Annotated in this window: 13 protein-coding genes and 1 pseudogene; 4 read left to right on the top strand and 10 right to left on the bottom strand. The window is 49.1% G+C overall.

Annotation, left to right across the window (positions count from 1 at the left end; genetic code table 11):
• Positions 1 to 29: 29 nt before the first annotated feature.
• From G465_RS0107060 to G465_RS0107025, 8 genes are all read right to left on the bottom strand, one after another.
• The gene (locus G465_RS0107060; protein WP_022653787.1) at positions 30 to 824 is read right to left on the bottom strand and encodes a YbgF trimerization domain-containing protein; all 795 of its coding nucleotides are present in this window, start codon (positions 822 to 824) and stop codon (positions 30 to 32) included.
• A gap of 115 nt (positions 825 to 939) precedes the next feature.
• Positions 940 to 1,500, bottom strand: a complete 561-nt coding sequence (pal, locus tag G465_RS0107055) for a peptidoglycan-associated lipoprotein Pal (protein ID WP_022653786.1) — start codon at positions 1,498 to 1,500, stop codon at positions 940 to 942.
• 43 nt (positions 1,501 to 1,543) lie between these two features.
• Positions 1,544 to 2,830, bottom strand: coding sequence for a Tol-Pal system beta propeller repeat protein TolB (tolB, locus tag G465_RS0107050; protein ID WP_022653785.1), 1,287 nt, complete (start codon positions 2,828 to 2,830; stop codon positions 1,544 to 1,546).
• Between the two features lie 53 nt (positions 2,831 to 2,883).
• Positions 2,884 to 4,005 (bottom strand): cell envelope integrity protein TolA, encoded by a 1,122-nt coding sequence (gene tolA / locus G465_RS0107045; protein WP_022653784.1) that lies wholly within the window; start codon positions 4,003 to 4,005, stop codon positions 2,884 to 2,886.
• Positions 4,002 to 4,382 carry a protein TolR gene (gene tolR, locus G465_RS0107040; RefSeq protein ID WP_245556764.1) on the bottom strand — a complete coding sequence of 127 codons (381 nt, stop codon included), beginning with the start codon at positions 4,380 to 4,382 and terminating at the stop codon, positions 4,002 to 4,004. The genes tolA and tolR overlap by 4 nt, the downstream gene beginning before the upstream one ends.
• Before the next feature lie 154 nt (positions 4,383 to 4,536).
• Positions 4,537 to 4,722 carry a DUF3460 family protein gene (locus G465_RS0107035; RefSeq protein WP_022653782.1) on the bottom strand — a complete coding sequence of 62 codons (186 nt, stop codon included), beginning with the start codon at positions 4,720 to 4,722 and terminating at the stop codon, positions 4,537 to 4,539.
• Between the two features lie 47 nt (positions 4,723 to 4,769).
• The gene (locus tag G465_RS0107030) at positions 4,770 to 6,455 is read right to left on the bottom strand and encodes a response regulator (RefSeq protein WP_022653781.1); all 1,686 of its coding nucleotides are present in this window, start codon (positions 6,453 to 6,455) and stop codon (positions 4,770 to 4,772) included.
• Between the two features lie 22 nt (positions 6,456 to 6,477).
• Positions 6,478 to 8,592, bottom strand: a complete 2,115-nt coding sequence (locus G465_RS0107025) for a UvrD-helicase domain-containing protein (RefSeq protein ID WP_022653780.1) — start codon at positions 8,590 to 8,592, stop codon at positions 6,478 to 6,480.
• A 131-nt stretch (positions 8,593 to 8,723) separates the two neighbouring features.
• On the opposite strand from G465_RS0107025, the gene G465_RS13870 reads away from it, so the two are divergent.
• Positions 8,724 to 9,413 carry an enoyl-CoA hydratase/isomerase family protein gene (locus G465_RS13870; protein ID WP_022653779.1) on the top strand — a complete coding sequence of 230 codons (690 nt, stop codon included), beginning with the start codon at positions 8,724 to 8,726 and terminating at the stop codon, positions 9,411 to 9,413.
• 473 nt (positions 9,414 to 9,886) lie between these two features.
• Here G465_RS13870 and G465_RS0107015 read toward each other — a convergent pair whose 3' ends face one another.
• The gene (locus G465_RS0107015; protein ID WP_022653777.1) at positions 9,887 to 11,767 is read right to left on the bottom strand and encodes a ribonuclease catalytic domain-containing protein; all 1,881 of its coding nucleotides are present in this window, start codon (positions 11,765 to 11,767) and stop codon (positions 9,887 to 9,889) included.
• A gap of 71 nt (positions 11,768 to 11,838) precedes the next feature.
• Between G465_RS0107015 and G465_RS0107010 the strand changes: the two genes are divergently transcribed.
• The 3 genes and pseudogenes from G465_RS0107010 to htpX form a co-directional block, all read left to right on the top strand.
• Positions 11,839 to 13,431: a diguanylate cyclase domain-containing protein gene (locus G465_RS0107010; RefSeq protein ID WP_022653776.1), complete on the top strand. Its 1,593-nt coding sequence runs from the start codon at positions 11,839 to 11,841 to the stop codon at positions 13,429 to 13,431.
• Between the two features lie 56 nt (positions 13,432 to 13,487).
• Entirely contained in the window at positions 13,488 to 14,201 is a 714-nt protein-coding gene (locus G465_RS0107005; RefSeq protein WP_022653775.1) for a DUF305 domain-containing protein, read from the top strand.
• A gap of 63 nt (positions 14,202 to 14,264) precedes the next feature.
• Positions 14,265 to 14,978: pseudogene (gene htpX, locus G465_RS13865) on the top strand (protease HtpX); the annotation flags it as partial.
• Here htpX and G465_RS15410 read toward each other — a convergent pair.
• Positions 14,978 to 15,274, bottom strand: a 297-nt coding sequence (locus G465_RS15410) for an integrase core domain-containing protein (protein ID WP_155846512.1), incomplete at its 5' end; no start/stop codon positions are given. The pseudogene htpX and the gene G465_RS15410 sit on opposite strands and share 1 nt — an antisense overlap.

Here is a 15,274-nt window from a genome sequence, read left to right as displayed (position 1 = left end):
TCCTCCCATATCAGTCTGATCCAGCGTATTTAGCTATTTTGGGCGGCTAACTGTTGTTTGACTTTGGCCGCTGCTTCGCTTTTCGGGAAGCGTTTTAACAGGCTGTCCCACGCGGTTTTCATGCCGGCCTTATCACCCAATTCACGGTAACAATTGCCAATGTTGCGCAATGCCTCGGGGACTTTGGCGTGGTTGGGATGGCTGTCAACAAACGACTTGTGTGCCGCAATCGCATTCTTCCACTGCCGTTCGGCGGTGTAGGCAACACCAAGCCAGTATTGGGCATCAGCGACTTGCGGGGCACTGCTGCGGTTGTCGATAAAGTTTTTCAGGGCGGGGATGGCCTGATTAAATTGGCGTGCCCGCAGGCTTTCTAAAGCTTTGCTGTATTCGAGTTGCACTGGGTCGGGGGCGACGGCTGGTGCGGGGCTGGTAGCGGTGGCTGGATTGCCATTGCTCATGCTGGGGTCGGTGGTAATCGAACCCGAGCCGCCGGCAGGCTTGCCTTCGAGTGGTGCTAGACGGAGATCGAGATCGTTATAAAGATCGTTTTGCCGTTTTTGTGTGGTTTGTAAGGTGTAGTTGAGGACTTCCATATCGCCACGCAATTTAGCAATATCTTGGCTCATACGATCGACTTGATTCACCAATTCTAATAGCCGTTCATTGCTCAGGCGGCTTTCTAGGGTGGTAAATCGCTCTTGTGAGCGTTGATTTAATTCAGCCAACTGACGGCGTGTTGCGTCGACCTCTCCCACACTGGCACAGCTGGCCAATAAGACACTGCTACATACCAACACCATCGGCAGTTTAATCTTTTTCACTTTTCCACTCATCCGTCAATCAATCACTATTGGAAGAAAAATACACGCTTTATAGACAACTTGGGCGGTCTATTTTGACCGCCCAAGGCATGTTCTTCAATCTTACAATGCGAGATTATTCGCCATCGTACACAATATCGCTGCGGCGGTTTTGTGCGTGGTCGGCTTCACCCATACCGGTGGCGCGGGGTTTTTCTTTACCGTAGCTGACCGCTTCCAGCTGATTTTCTGGGACACCAATCACGCGCATCATGCTTTTCACGCTTTCAGCGCGGCGTTGACCCAAGGCCAAGTTGTACTCGCTGCTACCGCGTACGTCAGTATTACCTTGGATAATCACTTTGCGAGTTTGGTTTTTCTTCAAAAATTCGCTGTGAGCTTGTACCAAAGGTTTGTATTCGTCTTTGACCAACGAGCTATCGAAGTCAAAAAATACGCTGCGTTTGGACAGCACGCTCTTAGGATCGGTCAGTGGATTGCCGCTGCCATCCGCGCCCATCCCGTTCCCACTGCCATTCAGACCACCTTGACCGTACATACCACTGGCGTTGGCACCATTTTTACCATTCATGCCAGCAGCACCGGCGGCGTTGGGATCAGTTGGGCCTTTGGGGCTAGAGCAAGCGGCTAACGAACCTGCAACCATCGCGGCCAATAAGACTTTTTTCCACATCATCAAATTCTCCAATCAACATTCACAATCAAAAAACACGGTTTGCCTAACGTGGATATGGCCCCCACACCGGTGCGCGAATATCACCGCCACTGGTGGTTAAGCGGGTTTTTGTCGATCCATCGCGGGTAACCGTAAATAAAACCCCTCGCCCGCCTTGCTCGCTGGCATAGACCAACATTTGTCCATTCGGTGCAAAGCTAGGTGATTCATCATAATGGGTGTCAGTAACATAGTTCGCTTGGCCAGTGGCCGTTTCTTGCACCATCACACGGAAACGACCTGCCTCACGGCGGACAAAGGCTAATGCGGTGCCATCTGGTGCAGGTGTAGGCGAGACATTGTAGTTGCCTTCGAAAGTCACCCGTTGTGCGCTTCCTCCACCGGCGCCCATCACATAAATTTGTGGCCCACCGGCGCGGTCAGATGTGAAATAAATCCGGCTGCCGTCAGCGCTGTAAGCCGGTTCGGTATCAATGGCGTTGCTGTTGGACAAGCGGACTGCTTCGCCACCATTGGCCGAAACAGCATAAATTTGTGAATGACCATCGCGCGTTAATACCACGGCAAGGCGGCTACCGTCGGGACTCCATGCTGGCGCTGAGTTGGAGCCTTTGAAGTTAGCAACCGCACGGCGGCTACCGCTGCTGACATCATGCACATAGACAACCGGTTTTTTGCTTTCAAAAGAAACATACGCCAAGCGTCCTCCCTCGGGGCTCCAAGCTGGCGAGATAATCGGCTCGGAAGAACGCAATAGCGTAAATCCGTTGGCACCATCGGCATCCGCCACTTGTAGAGAATAGCTGTTGGCGCTGTGCTTAATCACATAGGCAATACGTGTGCCGAAAATCCCTTTTTTGCCGGTAATCGCTTCATAAATCATGTCAGCAATACGGTGAGCTAATTGGCGCGACTGGTTAGGTTGAATGCTAAAGCTGGCACCAGTTAAGCGGGTTTTTCGTGCCGCATCGAATAAATGAAATTCGACCGTAATCGTACCACCAGCACCTGCCGTGACTTTGCCGACTGCAATCGACATCGTGCCAGCACCTAGCCACGCGGGGTAATCAATTTGCGCTGGGTCAATCGGACGGTTATTGACCTTATTGGGATCCACAAACGAAAACACACCGGTACGTGCCAGATTGCTTTGGATAATCGGCGTTAGGCCCCCGGGCAAAGCACTTTCGAGGCCAAACTCCGGCAATGCGATGGCATGGCGGTTGGTGCCACCGCCCACCACTTCAATGGTTAAATCATTGGCGCGTACCGATAGGCTGCATAGCAGCAGCAAAGGCAACAAGACATAGTGAAATAAAAACTTTGGCATAAAATCAATTATCCTCTTACCGATGACCATAGCAATAACGGGTTAACTGCCCATTAACGTGGGCGGAATTCTAAGCGAATTTTACGCACATCCGAGAAATTCATCCCTGTTAATAAAGGTGGGAAGGTTTTTGCCGACCAAACAGCGCGTTGTACCGCATCATCATAGCCAGCATGACCCGATGACTGCAGCAGTTTGACCTCTCGCACTTCTAAACTCGGTAATAACGTCACTTCTAACACTGCTTTGGGATTACCTGTGACATCATCTGGCACTTGCACCCGTGGTTTAACCCGTGCAATCACCAAATCTGCATAGCCCTTGGTATGACCACCGCTGCTCCCACCCCCGGCGACACCATTGGGCGCCCCCGCTTGGGTTTTGGTGCTGTTAGGTTTGTGCGTGCTATTGGTGCTATCAAGGTCTGCTAATAAATCATCTGCAAATGGATTATCCGCTTTCACCGGTTTGCTGCCAGAGCCCCCAACCTTATTGACTGGCGAAGCAACGGTTTTTTCTGCGCCTTTGCTATCACCTTTTTCATTACCTTTATTGTCTTTGGCGCTGCTCTCGGTTTTTTTGCTGTCTTTTGCCTCAGGTTTGTTTTCTACCTTTTTATTAGGTTCAGGTTTTGCTTCTGTTTTCTTAGGTTCGACCTTTTTTTCTTCCACTTTTGGTTCTGGTTTTTTCTCAACCTTCTTTTCTTCTACCTTCTTCTCCGGTTCGGGTTTCTTTTCAGGTTTCGGTTCAACTTTCTTTTCGACTTTTTTCTCAGGTTCTTTCTTCTCTTCTTTTGGTTTTGGCGGCTCGACTTTCTTCTCTTTCACTTCCGGCTCAACCTCTTTTTTCTTTAGCGCAATATCCGTCTTCACCGGTGGCGTGGGTAGCGGTGTGGGTGTTGGCGTGGGCGCTTCGATTTCAGGTGGCGGCGGCGGTGGTGGCGTAGGCTTGCTTTCGCTCACTGGGGCCGCGCTAGTCGTAGCGGTTTGGCTACCTAGCAATGGCGGCGGCGGTGGAGGCGGTGGTGCCGACCACAACTCCACACCAATCGCACTCGGTTGTGGTTTGGGGGGGGAGGTAAATTGCAACAAAAAAGCCCCTAACAGCAGCAGGTGCAACAGAATAGAGATGGCTAACCCACGCCAATTATGTTGCTCGTTGTCGTGCTTCATCATTCGGTTTTAACCAGCAGGCCAACTCGGGCAATATTTGCTTTTTGTAACACAGACATCACATCCATTACCTTTTCATAGGCAACGGTTTTGTCAGCAGAAATCACCACGGGTCGTTGTCCTTGTGGGCCAAGGTGGGCTTGTACCAGTGGCAAGACTGCGTCTAAGGATGTTGCTGTTTCGGTTTTTCCCTTATCGCTGACAGCATAGTGACCCTCTTTGTCGACTGTGACTTGGATCGGTTCACTTTCCACTTGCGCGGCTTGCCCGACACTTGGCAAATTAACGATGCCAGGTGAAAACATCGGTGTTGTCACCATGAAAATCACCAGTAATACCAACATGACGTCGATATACGGCACCACATTCATTTGGCTCATAGAGCGACGGGCACGGCGGTTGAGCATAGTTGTGGATAAATTCAAAAAATTAAGAAAAAGTCATAAAACAAAAAACCCGGCGTTGACCGGGTTGTTAACGGTTCCCCACTTGAAAGTGGGGATGTCGCACAGCGGGTCAAACACCGCACCAAGCTTACTCGGGTTGGTAAACATAGGGCTTTTGTTTCACTTTGGCTGCGTTAAAGCGTTTTTGCTCATCCAAATCCACTTTTTTATCCCACCAAGTCAAACGAAAGCGACGGCGTTCTTCGTCGATATGGGGGTTCTTTTCCAAAAATTCATTCATGAATCGGGTGAAATCGGATTCATACATTGCCATGACTGCTTACTCCAAAAAAAGATCCTGCAACATCATCAGAAAAAAATTTAGACCAACCACTCACGCTTATCGTGTTTTTGTACCAAAGTCCGATAGGCCTGTAGCAGTTTTTGATATTTCCCACTGGTTGGGTCTTGTTTACGCACTTTATCTAAATAGCCATGTGCTTTGGCGACATAGCTCTCATGCCAGCCTTTTTGATGGACAAAGCCTAAAATCGCATTGACCGCGTTCAACATAATTTGGCTGTTCGATGGCAATTCTTCCACCGCTTTAATAAACATGCTGACCGCTTCTTCCAGTTTGCCGGATTGTGCCAAACGCACCGCATCGTTGTTAAGATCCACCACGCTTTGGACGTTTTCCGCAATCAAGGCCAGACCATCTGCCTCACGGCCTTCAACACGAAACACGGTGGCAATTTTATCCAACACTTCTTCATTATCGTGGTTATTTTTGACCAGTTTTTCTACCACTTGCTGGCCAATGTCATCACGACCTTGTTGATAGCTGGCGTGAACTAATTCTAACTGCGCATCTTGTGACAACAGTGGCGCAAGGTCTTGATACTGCATGACAGCTTGGTCGAGCAGTTCGCGGGCGCGGTGTGGATTACCCATTTGTTTTTGAATTTGGCTTTCAACCAAATCAGCCATCCATTTTGCCACCGGATCACTGCGAAATTCTCTACGGACGACCGAAGCCGTTTGCAAAGCCTCTTCCATATCACCTTTTAACCGCTGTAAGCGGGCAAGGTTGGCATAGTCTTCCGCACAGCGATAGGTTGAGTATTTTGCAATATCAATGGTCTTACTCATCGCTTTGGTGGCGGTTTCGTAATCTCCATTGAGCACGGCTGCCTCACTCAACGCTTTTTGCCGATGCAACACCACCGGCGATAACTCAACTGCCCGTTCTGTCACCTGTTGCGCTTCTTGAAACTCTTGTCGAGCATGGTGAATTCTTGCCAACCAATCATAAGCCTCCATGATCTGGTCGTTTTCTTTAATCACCTCATTAAATAAGACGGCAGCTTCATCATATTGTTTGGCGAGGGTGAGGCACTTCCCTAACCCCATTTGTGCCCACGCCAAGGGCTTGACCGCCAAAATTTGTTCATAGACTGATTTAGCGCCAAGGTGGTCACCGATTTTTAGACAAAGGCTGCCTTTTAACTTCATAAAATCAATGGTGTATTCATCTTTGGCGAGGATTTTTTTATCACATTCTGCAATCGCAGCGAGGTACTCATGCCGCAGCATAAAATCATCGACACATTTCATCGCTTCTTTGCGAATCATGGCCCGTTCTAACCGCACCCGCAGTTGTTCGCCGGTAAAGGGCTTTAAGACATAGCCATCGGGCGATAACTCAGCCGCACCAATCACCCGCTGCGCTCGGCGCTCACCAGTCACAATCATAAAGACGCAAGATTGTTTAATGAGGTTCTTTTCTTTAATTTCGGCTAGAAGATGTAAACCGTCATAGCCGTTACCTAAATCATAATCACATAAAATGATATCAACATCAAAGCGCCCCAACTTTGATAAAGCATCACCTGCGCGCATGGCGTATTCCACCTTATTGGCGCCGAAGCTGGCTAAGGTCATCGACAGTGCCCTTTGCATTTCCGGCACACTGTCAATGATCAATACCAGCTTAGAGGCATAGGGGTTTTTATCCTCAACACGCAGAGTCTGGATGCCAGAATGACCGCTTTTCAAAGTATTCATGATTTTTTCAAACTGCTTTCTATCATCTATTTATTTGTCTTGGGGTGATCGACGCAAACCGCAGGTCGAGCCATTTTAGCCCGTGTTGCACAAAATTGACGTGAATTCTTACACTTTGTCCGCGTTCGATTTGTGCAATGCTGCCACAACCAAATACTGGATGTTCAACCGTTTGCCCAATAAACCAACCATCAACTGCGGTGTGTGGCATGTGTGGTGCAATCGGTGAACGTGCAACCCCAATGGTTTGTAAAATATTGGCAGGAATATCATCCACAAAACGCGAGCGCAGCGGATAACGCATTTGGCCATGTAAAAAGCGGGCTTGGGCATGGCTCAAAAATAATTGTTGTCTGGCACGGGTCAATGCAACATATAACAAGCGTCTTTCTTCTTCTAAACCGCTGTGTTCACTCAGCGCATTTTCATGGGGGAATAAACTTTCTTCGAGGCCCACCAAAAAGACGCTGTGAAACTCAAGCCCTTTCGCTGCGTGTACCGTCATCAGTTGTACCGCATCTTCCCCTGGTTTTGCGCCATGTTCCCCAGCTTCGAGTGCTGCATGTGCCAAGAAATCGGCCAATGGCCATTCTGGATTCGTTTGGCTAAATAGGGCCGCCGCATTCACCAACTCATCCAAATTGTCCAAGCGCTCGCGGCCTTCCTTTTCTTGGCCGTAAAACTCGCGTAAACCCGACCCTTTCACCACCGCTTCAACTTGACTGGCAAAATCCAACGATTGGCAGGCTTCTTGTAGCCGTTCGATCAGTAAGGTAAAGGTCAGGAATTTACTGGCCACACGACCAGTGAGTTGGCTACAACTTTGCCACAGCGATTGCTGTTGTTGTTGGGCAAATTGTTGTAATTGTTCTACGCTGCGGCTGCCGATCCCTCGTGCCGGGACATTGACCACCCGTAAAAATGCTGCATCATCATCGGGGTCGAGAATTAAACGTAAATAAGCCAACGCATGTTTAATTTCTTGCCGTTCAAAGAAACGCAACCCACCATACACCCGATACGGGATACCCGCTTGAAATAAATGATGTTCCAACAAGCGTGATTGGGCGTTAGAGCGATATAACACTGCAATCTCGCTATACGGCAGGGCCTGTTGGCGTAAAGCACGCACTTGTTCAACCACATGCTCGGCTTCGTTTTGTTCATTATTGGCTTGGAACAGTTTAAGCGGCGCACCCTCTGCCGCTTCTGTCCACAGCTGTTTTCCTAGGCGTTGCTGGTTACGGGCAATAACAGCATTGGCTGCTTGCAAAATAGCACCGGTGGAACGGTAGTTTTGTTCAAGTTTAATCGGTTGCTCGATGGCATAGTCCTGCATCAGACGTCGCATATTGCCAATTTCTGCCCCGCGAAACCCATAAATGGATTGGTCATCATCACCAACAGCAAAAATTTGATTATCACTTCCTGACAACAAAGTCAGCCAACGGTATTGCAATGCATTGGTGTCTTGAAATTCATCAATTAAAAGATGGGCAAATCGTTGTTGATAATGCTCGCGTAGTGCAGCGTGTGCCGCCAGCAATTCATAACTGCGTAGTAACAATTCGGCAAAATCGACCGTATGTTCCTGCTCGCATTGCGCTTGATAGGCAAGGTAGAGTTGTTGCAATTGTTTGCCATAGACATCATGCGCTGGTGGGAGTTGTTGGGGGCGCAGACCTGGTTCTTTATTTTGATTGATAAAAAACTGAATTTGTTTTGGTGGATAGCGTTCGCTATCGATATTGTGTTGCTTCAACAGTCGTTTGATGGCACTGAGCTGATCTTGCATATCGATGATGGCAAAGTTTTGTGCTAAGCCAGCATCTCGCCAATGTTGGCGCAAAAAACGATGGCACAGGCCATGAAATGTGCCAATCCACATCCCTCGGCACGATTGCCCAATCAAGCCCTCAATCCGTGTTTGCATCTCGCGGGCCGCTTTGTTGGTAAAAGTGACCGCTAAGATGCGATAAGCTGGCACTTGTTTTACCTGTAATAACCAAGCAATGCGGGTGGTTAATACGCGGGTCTTGCCACTGCCTGCGCCAGCAAGAACCAGCGCAGAGCCTTGCTCAAGGGTGACGGCGTGACGCTGTGGTGGGTTGAGACCCGCTAATAAGGAATCAGACATAAAATAAACTCGGCATGAAATTTGCTGAAAATTGTACGATTTTTTTCACCCAACTCCGATTTTTGACTTGAATTCAAACAGTCGTTTAAGGCATGATGCACAGGATATAAAATATGACAAGGATGGAGTTCATGACCTACTTTACCTTAGAAAAACGTGACAGCGTTTATCTGTTGACCATGGTGAACAGTGGGGTGGCCAATGCACTTGACGACGATATGTTAGAAGAAATGCACCGCCATCTCGATACCATTGAATCCGACCCCGCACCACATTTGGCGTTGGTGATTGCCAGCGCCGATCCAAAATTTTTCAGCAATGGCATCAATCTCGATTTTATCCGTAGCCGTGGTATGGATTATCTGTTTGCCAGCTTTGTCCCACGTTTAGATGCTTTGTTGGCTCGTTTGGCTTGGCTGAATGTACCAACACTTGCCGCGATCAATGGCCATGCTTATGGCGGTGGTGCGTTGATGGCGGCGGCCTGTGATTTCCGTTTTATGCGTGCCGACCGAGGCCGTATTTGTTTCCCTGAAATCGATCTGAAGTTGAGTTTGTCTGATGTGATGGTCGAATGCTTAGGTAATTTACCCAATGAAAAAATCCGTTGGGAGATGGCGGTGACCGGTTTGGCTTTGGGGGGCGATGAAGCAGCGGCGGTTGGCGTGGTGGATAAAGCCCTGTCAGAAGAGAGCCTGCTAGAAGAAAGCTTGACCTATGCGGCCTACCTCGCCAGCAAAGACCGCCGTGCCTATACCCGTATCAAACGCGCTATGCGCGGTGCACGTTGGGCCCGTTTTATCCCAAAAAATGACAATTAACCTTAATGTCATGGTTTTGTCGCGTTATTTTAATGAATGAGCATTAGGTTTTTGTGCAATAAGGGCTATAACTGAATTGCGAGTGATCGCGAATGATCCAGCAGGTAAAACAGCAATATGGCTTGAATGAAAAGTCTGCTGTTTGATACACGATATTGTGACGTGGCTGGAAAAAAGCAGTAAGGCTGTTTGGTAGTAAGCTGTTAGGAAGTTGTCAGCGCGGTAGTTTGTTCTTTAGAAAGTAGTTTGTTGAAGAAGGGTTAGACCGAGCGTGTTGGGTTGTTGAAGTTGTTGTGTGAAGTTGAAGTGCGTATCAAAACTCGGTCTAGCAGTGATCAACTTTTGCGCATGAGTTGCGCGGACGATCTTTCAGAAGTGTAGTTTGCCGTATTGTTTCCGACTAACCTGTTGTTTTCTGTCTTTCTGCCAACCGAGGGCCGCGCAATGCGGCCCTCTGCACATCTGGCACTCAGTTAAACACCTTCTTCTGCCACGATCGGCGGTTCAACATCGCACAAACCAAGATAACGGCATTCCAACTGCTGTTCTAACTCGTCCATACTGATAATTTGCAAGCGCAACCGCGTGCCCGGTGTCAGTTCGCTAGGTAAACCGGCCAAACGGAAGGTAAACGGCAAATTCTCAAGGCGGACTAAATCTTCTTTCAGCCAAGTTGCGGTGGTATCGGTGATATTTTCCTGTTGCAACCAACGTAAACACCAATAGCGTTCCATTTTTGATTGGAATTGGCCATAGGCGGTATAGGCGGCATCAAAATCACGCAGCACTGCAAACAAGCTTGCATCATTCCGTGCAAAGCGCGGTGGTGTGTCTGTCACCATGGCAATCAATTGTTGTTGATTGACAAAATCGACTGCTCGCCGCAAGGGGGAGCTGGACCAAGCGTATTGTTCAACACCCAAGCCGACATGCGGCAGTGGGCTGGTGGTCATTTTGACCTTACCGTTGGTTTGTGCACGATAGAGCCCACCAATCCCTGCCTGTGCTAAATCCCCGCCCCAAGTGCTGTTGACCAAAATCATCAGTTCAGACACCAACTTATCCATTGGCGCACCGCGTTTGCGGCGGGTGATAATCACTCGTTCACCCTCAAGGGCAAAGTTGTAATCTACCTGCGGTGGGCGATTCGGATCTGCTTTGCCACGTTTTTGCTCCAGCACATTGGCAAATTGCCATAGCCAGTTTAATTCTTCTTTGTAGGGATAGGCTTCTCCCTGTTGTTGTCCCACCGTTTCTTCGTTGAAAAACACTTCTAAACGGTCATGGCGTAGGTTATCTGCGATAAAAACCTGTTCTAACACGCTGTGATGGCCAAGAATCTCCCACTCTGGGCTGACATCGATATACATGCTCAAAGCAGGGACGTAATGTCCTTCTTTAAGTGTGAAGTGTGTGACCACCTCTTCCGGTAACATGGTGATCTTGTCGCCGGGGAAATACACGGTGGATAACCGTTGTTGAATAATTTTTTCTAAATCACTTTGGGCTGAAATGCCGAGCGCAGGTGCAGCGATGTGAATCCCAACCTGATAGTGCCCATTATCTTGTTTGACCAGTGAGAAAGCATCGTCAATTTCTGTGGTGGCAGCATCATCAATCGAGAATGCGCGGACATTCGCCTGTGGTAGTTCATGTTGCAGTGTCGGGGCTTGATAGGATGGAAAACCACGACCTTTGGGAAAGTGCTCTAACAAGAAACAAGACAGCAAAAACTGTGGGACGGAAGGAATCCCGCCGCGTTTGGCTAATAGGCGCAGGGGTGACTCGGCTAAATGTTGGCTGGCCTGATCGAGTGCTTTATATTCCAAGGTGTTTTTGTTTGGTTTAGTCAGCAAAGCAGGAATATGTGGCAACCAGTTCGGTGGAACTTGACCTTGGGTTAAATCAGCTAACCATTGGTCGATTTGTTGTTGTTCGCGCTTTTTGCGTTCAATACCGGCCAAAGCCGCTTGCAGAGATTCTTCAGGCGCAGCCTTATAACGGCCACGACCTTTGCGATAGAAATACATCGGTGCGCCATGCAAGCGAATAGCAACCGCTGCCTGTTGCACTGCACTGGCCTGTGTCCCGTAATACTCTTGTGCCAAGCTATCGAAAGAAAACTCGTCACTGCCACAACATGACCAGAGAAAATCGATATCGAGCTCGGCAGCGAGCGCTTCCGCCTGTGGTAAAAAGTCGGCTGCGGTACCTTCAAAACGTAATAGAACCTGTGCTGTTTTGATTTTACTGCGCTTTCCATGTGGCGCTTCGACTTGTAGGCTGGCATCGGTTGCCGTCATGATACTGCCTACCTTAAAGTTGCCATCTTCTTCATAAAATACGTTTTTCATCGCCGCCTTCGCTTCGCTATCAGGTTGCCGATTATAGCAGTACAGTGATTTTCGTAAGGCCAGACCACACTATGACACTCTTAATTTCCCCTCCCTTTGTGCCTGTTTTATCCGAGTTAGAGGCGGTTTGCTCAAAATTGGTAAAACAGATCAGTTTGGCTGAGTTGGCCCATGCGGAATATTTGGCACTCAATTTGAAGTGTCTGGCTGAACATGAAAATAACGACGGGCTGGCCAACGAAGCCAAGCGTTTGGCGCATTTCTTACATGGTTGTGTTGCCGATTTGCCGCAAGATAAGAATGATTTTGTCGTGACACTTGCTGCTCATCGCAATTTATTGCGGCAACGCGCCAGCCAAGCCACAACGCCCGTTGCTCCGACTGAACCAAGCCAGCCACGCTTACGCCAAGGCTTGGTGTTATTGGCGCCCGAGTCTTTCCAAGTGGGGCCGCTGCCCAGTCAATTACAGTGGTTTGGCTATGAAGTCCATCAGGTCAATGATGTCAACGCGCTATTTGCCTTGCCACGTCCCGAAGCCTTATTGGTGTTCAATCGCTTTGATGGGGCCGATTTGCCGCTGTTGAGCCGTTTGAAAGTGTTATGCGCGGGGCCCTTGGCAGGCGTGCCGTTGATTTTTCTATGTCCACAGCCGAATTTTGAAATTCAACTGGCTGCTTTGCGTGTTGGGGCGGCTGCGGTATTGACGTGGCCAGTCGGACGGGAAGAAATTGTTGAAGTATTGGAACATGCCCGCCGTGAACAAGCTGCTGCACCTTGGCGGATTATGTTGTTATGCGATAGTCAAACGACCCAACACCCGTTTCAAGAGTCATTGAAAAAGCAAGGGGCCGAGCTATTGGTGTTGCACGACCCTGCTTTATTGATGAATCGTATGATTTCTTTTAAGCCGGAAATGGTCTTGATAGAAGAACAATTGGCCGAGTGTACCGGACTAGAAGTGGTGAAATTAATTCGACAACAAGCCAGTTTGGCCCCGGTGCCAGTCTTGTTGTTGTGTCATGATCGACAGCAAGCCGCATGGTTAGCTGAAACGGCGCCGGCGGCGATTGATGGGACATTATGTAAACCGGTGGCAATTGAAACCTTGCTACAGGCGCTCGACAGCCGTATTCAACGCTACCGTAACAGCCAGTTGCGTTGGATGACAGACCTGTTAACCGGCCTACCGACTCGCGCTGCTTTTGCTTCGGTATTCCAAGTTGAGCGTGAGCGTGCTCATGAGCACGGCGAAAGCCTGAGTGTGGCGTTGATTGAGCTAGACAAAATGAAACAGCTTAACGAGCTGTATGGTCATGGCACAGGGGATCGTATTTTGCGTGCGGCAGCGCGTTTCTTAAAAGCCAGTTTACCGCGTGGGCGTTGGGTGGGGCGGTATAGTGGGGGGCGTTTTGTGGCCTTGCTACCGAATGCGTCCCCTGCTATCTCTGGTCGTCGTTTGGATGATGTCCGCGATGCCTACAGCCGTGTAATCCATCCCCATGCCAGTCAACCGATTTATCAAACCTGCACTATCGCTGTGGTTGAAGCCAGCTCGATTGAACCATTAGAGGGATTATTGGTGCGGCTAGAGGCGGCGCTACATCGGGCACGACAAGCGGGGGGAAATTGTGTTGAGGTTGATATTCTCTCCACCCCACGTTAAACATGAGGCCATGGGTTGTTGATAAGGTTTTTTTCTTTCCCGAATTAGGGTGAATAATGAAGCGATTTTTAAAAGGGTGTCGTTGGCTCTGTCTTGCCGGCGTGGTATTGGGGTTAAGCGCGTGTGTCACGCCAACTGGGGTTAAGTCTGACGGGAAGACCGCAGCGGTAAAAACAGTCAAACCTTTGGCAAATAAAAAACCGCGTCCGGTGATACAAGTTCCAGTGTTGCAAACTGAAGAGGATTTTTTGCAGCAACTGTCGCAATCACATCGTGAAGCCTTGAACTTAGCCCTCGGTGCAACAGGGAAAATTGGCCATCCGGCGTTAAATGCTATGTTGACCGACACTCTGAAAGGGGGGGCTGCTGAATTGGCGCAGCTGCGTAGTTGGCGGCAACGTTGGTATCCTGAACAGACCATTGCCGACTTTTTACCTGCACCCGTGGAATTCCAAGGCGCACGAGCACAAGTGGAACAAGACTTGATCGAGCGTCTATTAGCACAACATGAACGATCTCTGGCCTTTTTAGAACAAGCTCAAGACGTCAAATTACGGCCAGAACTACAACAGTTGGTGGAAACCATTCGCCAACGGCAACAACAAGAAAGTGAGCGTTTATTAGTGTGGTCAGAAGATGGGCTACCTGCTTACACCCCTTCAACCCGCCGTATCTCACGGCCTGCAACCACACCACGCAATCAAACCAAGGCCACACAACAGAAAGCGAAAAAAACAACTGCCAAGTCCAATCAAAAAAGACGGCGTTAAGTTTTTGAGTCGATGATGGGTGGTTTAGGTGGGTCGTCAGACTTAGCAAAAGGAAAATCGATCATGGATTTCAAACGAATTGCCCTTTTTTTAGTGACCAACCTTGCCGTTGTCCTCGTGTTATCGATTACGGCCAGTGTGTTGGGGGTGAATCGATTTTTGACCTCAAACGGTCTTAATCTGGGTATGTTGTTGATATTTGCCGCCCTAATGGGTTTCGGTGGTAGTTTTATCTCGTTGTTGATGTCCAAGCCGATGGCTAAGTGGTCAACGGGTGCCCAAGTGATTCAACAACCGAGTAATGAACTGGAGCATTGGTTAGTCTCTACCGTGGCACGACAAGCCCAAATTGCTGGGATTGGTATGCCAGAGGTGGCGATTTATGAAGGTGAGCCAAACGCTTTTGCCACTGGGGCCAGCCGTGACAATGCGCTGGTAGCGGTCTCGACTGGGTTGCTATACAACATGAGCCGCGATGAAGTGGAGGCGGTGCTAGCGCATGAAGTTGCACACGTTGCCAATGGCGATATGGTGACACTGACCTTGATTCAAGGGGTGGTGAATACCTTTGTTATCTTCTTTGCACGGATTGTTGGCTATTTTGTCGATCAAATGCTGCGCAAGGATGATGAAGAAAGCTCTGGCCCGGGGCTGGGTTATATGATAACGGTCATTATCTGTGAGATTGTCTTTGGGATTTTGGCTTCGATCATTGTCATGTATTTCTCTCGCCAGCGTGAGTTCCGCGCAGACGAAGGCGCCGCTCGATGTAACGGTCAAATTTTTTCGGACAGAGAGATAGGTTGTGTGTTTGCCATATTCTGTTCGTAGACAGCTGGGGGCAAATAACCCAGAGTTGAATGCAATCGCAGGTTGTTGTAGAACGTCACGATGTAATCAGCGATATCGCGGATGGCCTCGTTGTGGTTGGCGTAGTCGCGTTGCCAGACGCGTTCCATCTTCAGATTGAGGAAGAATCGCTCCATGACGGCGTTGTCCCAACAATTACCCTTGCGGCTCATACTCAGTCGTAAACCGTGCTGTTGCAGCAAAGCCTGATGGGCTGCGCTGGC

It is taken from the genome of Aquaspirillum serpens DSM 68 (assembly GCF_000420525.1).
GTDB lineage: Bacteria > Pseudomonadota > Gammaproteobacteria > Burkholderiales > Aquaspirillaceae > Aquaspirillum > Aquaspirillum serpens.
Note: the sequence above shows the minus strand (reverse complement) of the source record. Positions and strands in the feature narration are given on the sequence as shown.

Bases quoted from the DNA above. Each gene is read 5' to 3' on its own strand.
- G465_RS0107015 (WP_022653777.1), bottom strand. From the start codon at position 11,767: ATGAAAAACGTATTTTATGAAGAAGATGGCAACTTTAAGGTAGGCAGT.
- G465_RS0107025 (WP_022653780.1), bottom strand. From the start codon at position 8,592: ATGTCTGATTCCTTATTAGCGGGTCTCAACCCACCACAGCGTCACGCC.
- G465_RS0107030 (WP_022653781.1), bottom strand. From the start codon at position 6,455: ATGAATACTTTGAAAAGCGGTCATTCTGGCATCCAGACTCTGCGTGTT.
- pal (WP_022653786.1), bottom strand. From the start codon at position 1,500: ATGATGTGGAAAAAAGTCTTATTGGCCGCGATGGTTGCAGGTTCGTTA.
- G465_RS13870 (WP_022653779.1), top strand. From the start codon at position 8,724: ATGACCTACTTTACCTTAGAAAAACGTGACAGCGTTTATCTGTTGACC.
- tolA (WP_022653784.1), bottom strand. From the start codon at position 4,005: ATGATGAAGCACGACAACGAGCAACATAATTGGCGTGGGTTAGCCATC.
- G465_RS0107010 (WP_022653776.1), top strand. From the start codon at position 11,839: ATGACACTCTTAATTTCCCCTCCCTTTGTGCCTGTTTTATCCGAGTTA.
- G465_RS0107035 (WP_022653782.1), bottom strand. From the start codon at position 4,722: ATGGCAATGTATGAATCCGATTTCACCCGATTCATGAATGAATTTTTG.
- tolB (WP_022653785.1), bottom strand. From the start codon at position 2,830: ATGCCAAAGTTTTTATTTCACTATGTCTTGTTGCCTTTGCTGCTGCTA.
- tolR (WP_245556764.1), bottom strand. From the start codon at position 4,382: ATGAGCCAAATGAATGTGGTGCCGTATATCGACGTCATGTTGGTATTA.
- G465_RS0107005 (WP_022653775.1), top strand. From the start codon at position 13,488: ATGAAGCGATTTTTAAAAGGGTGTCGTTGGCTCTGTCTTGCCGGCGTG.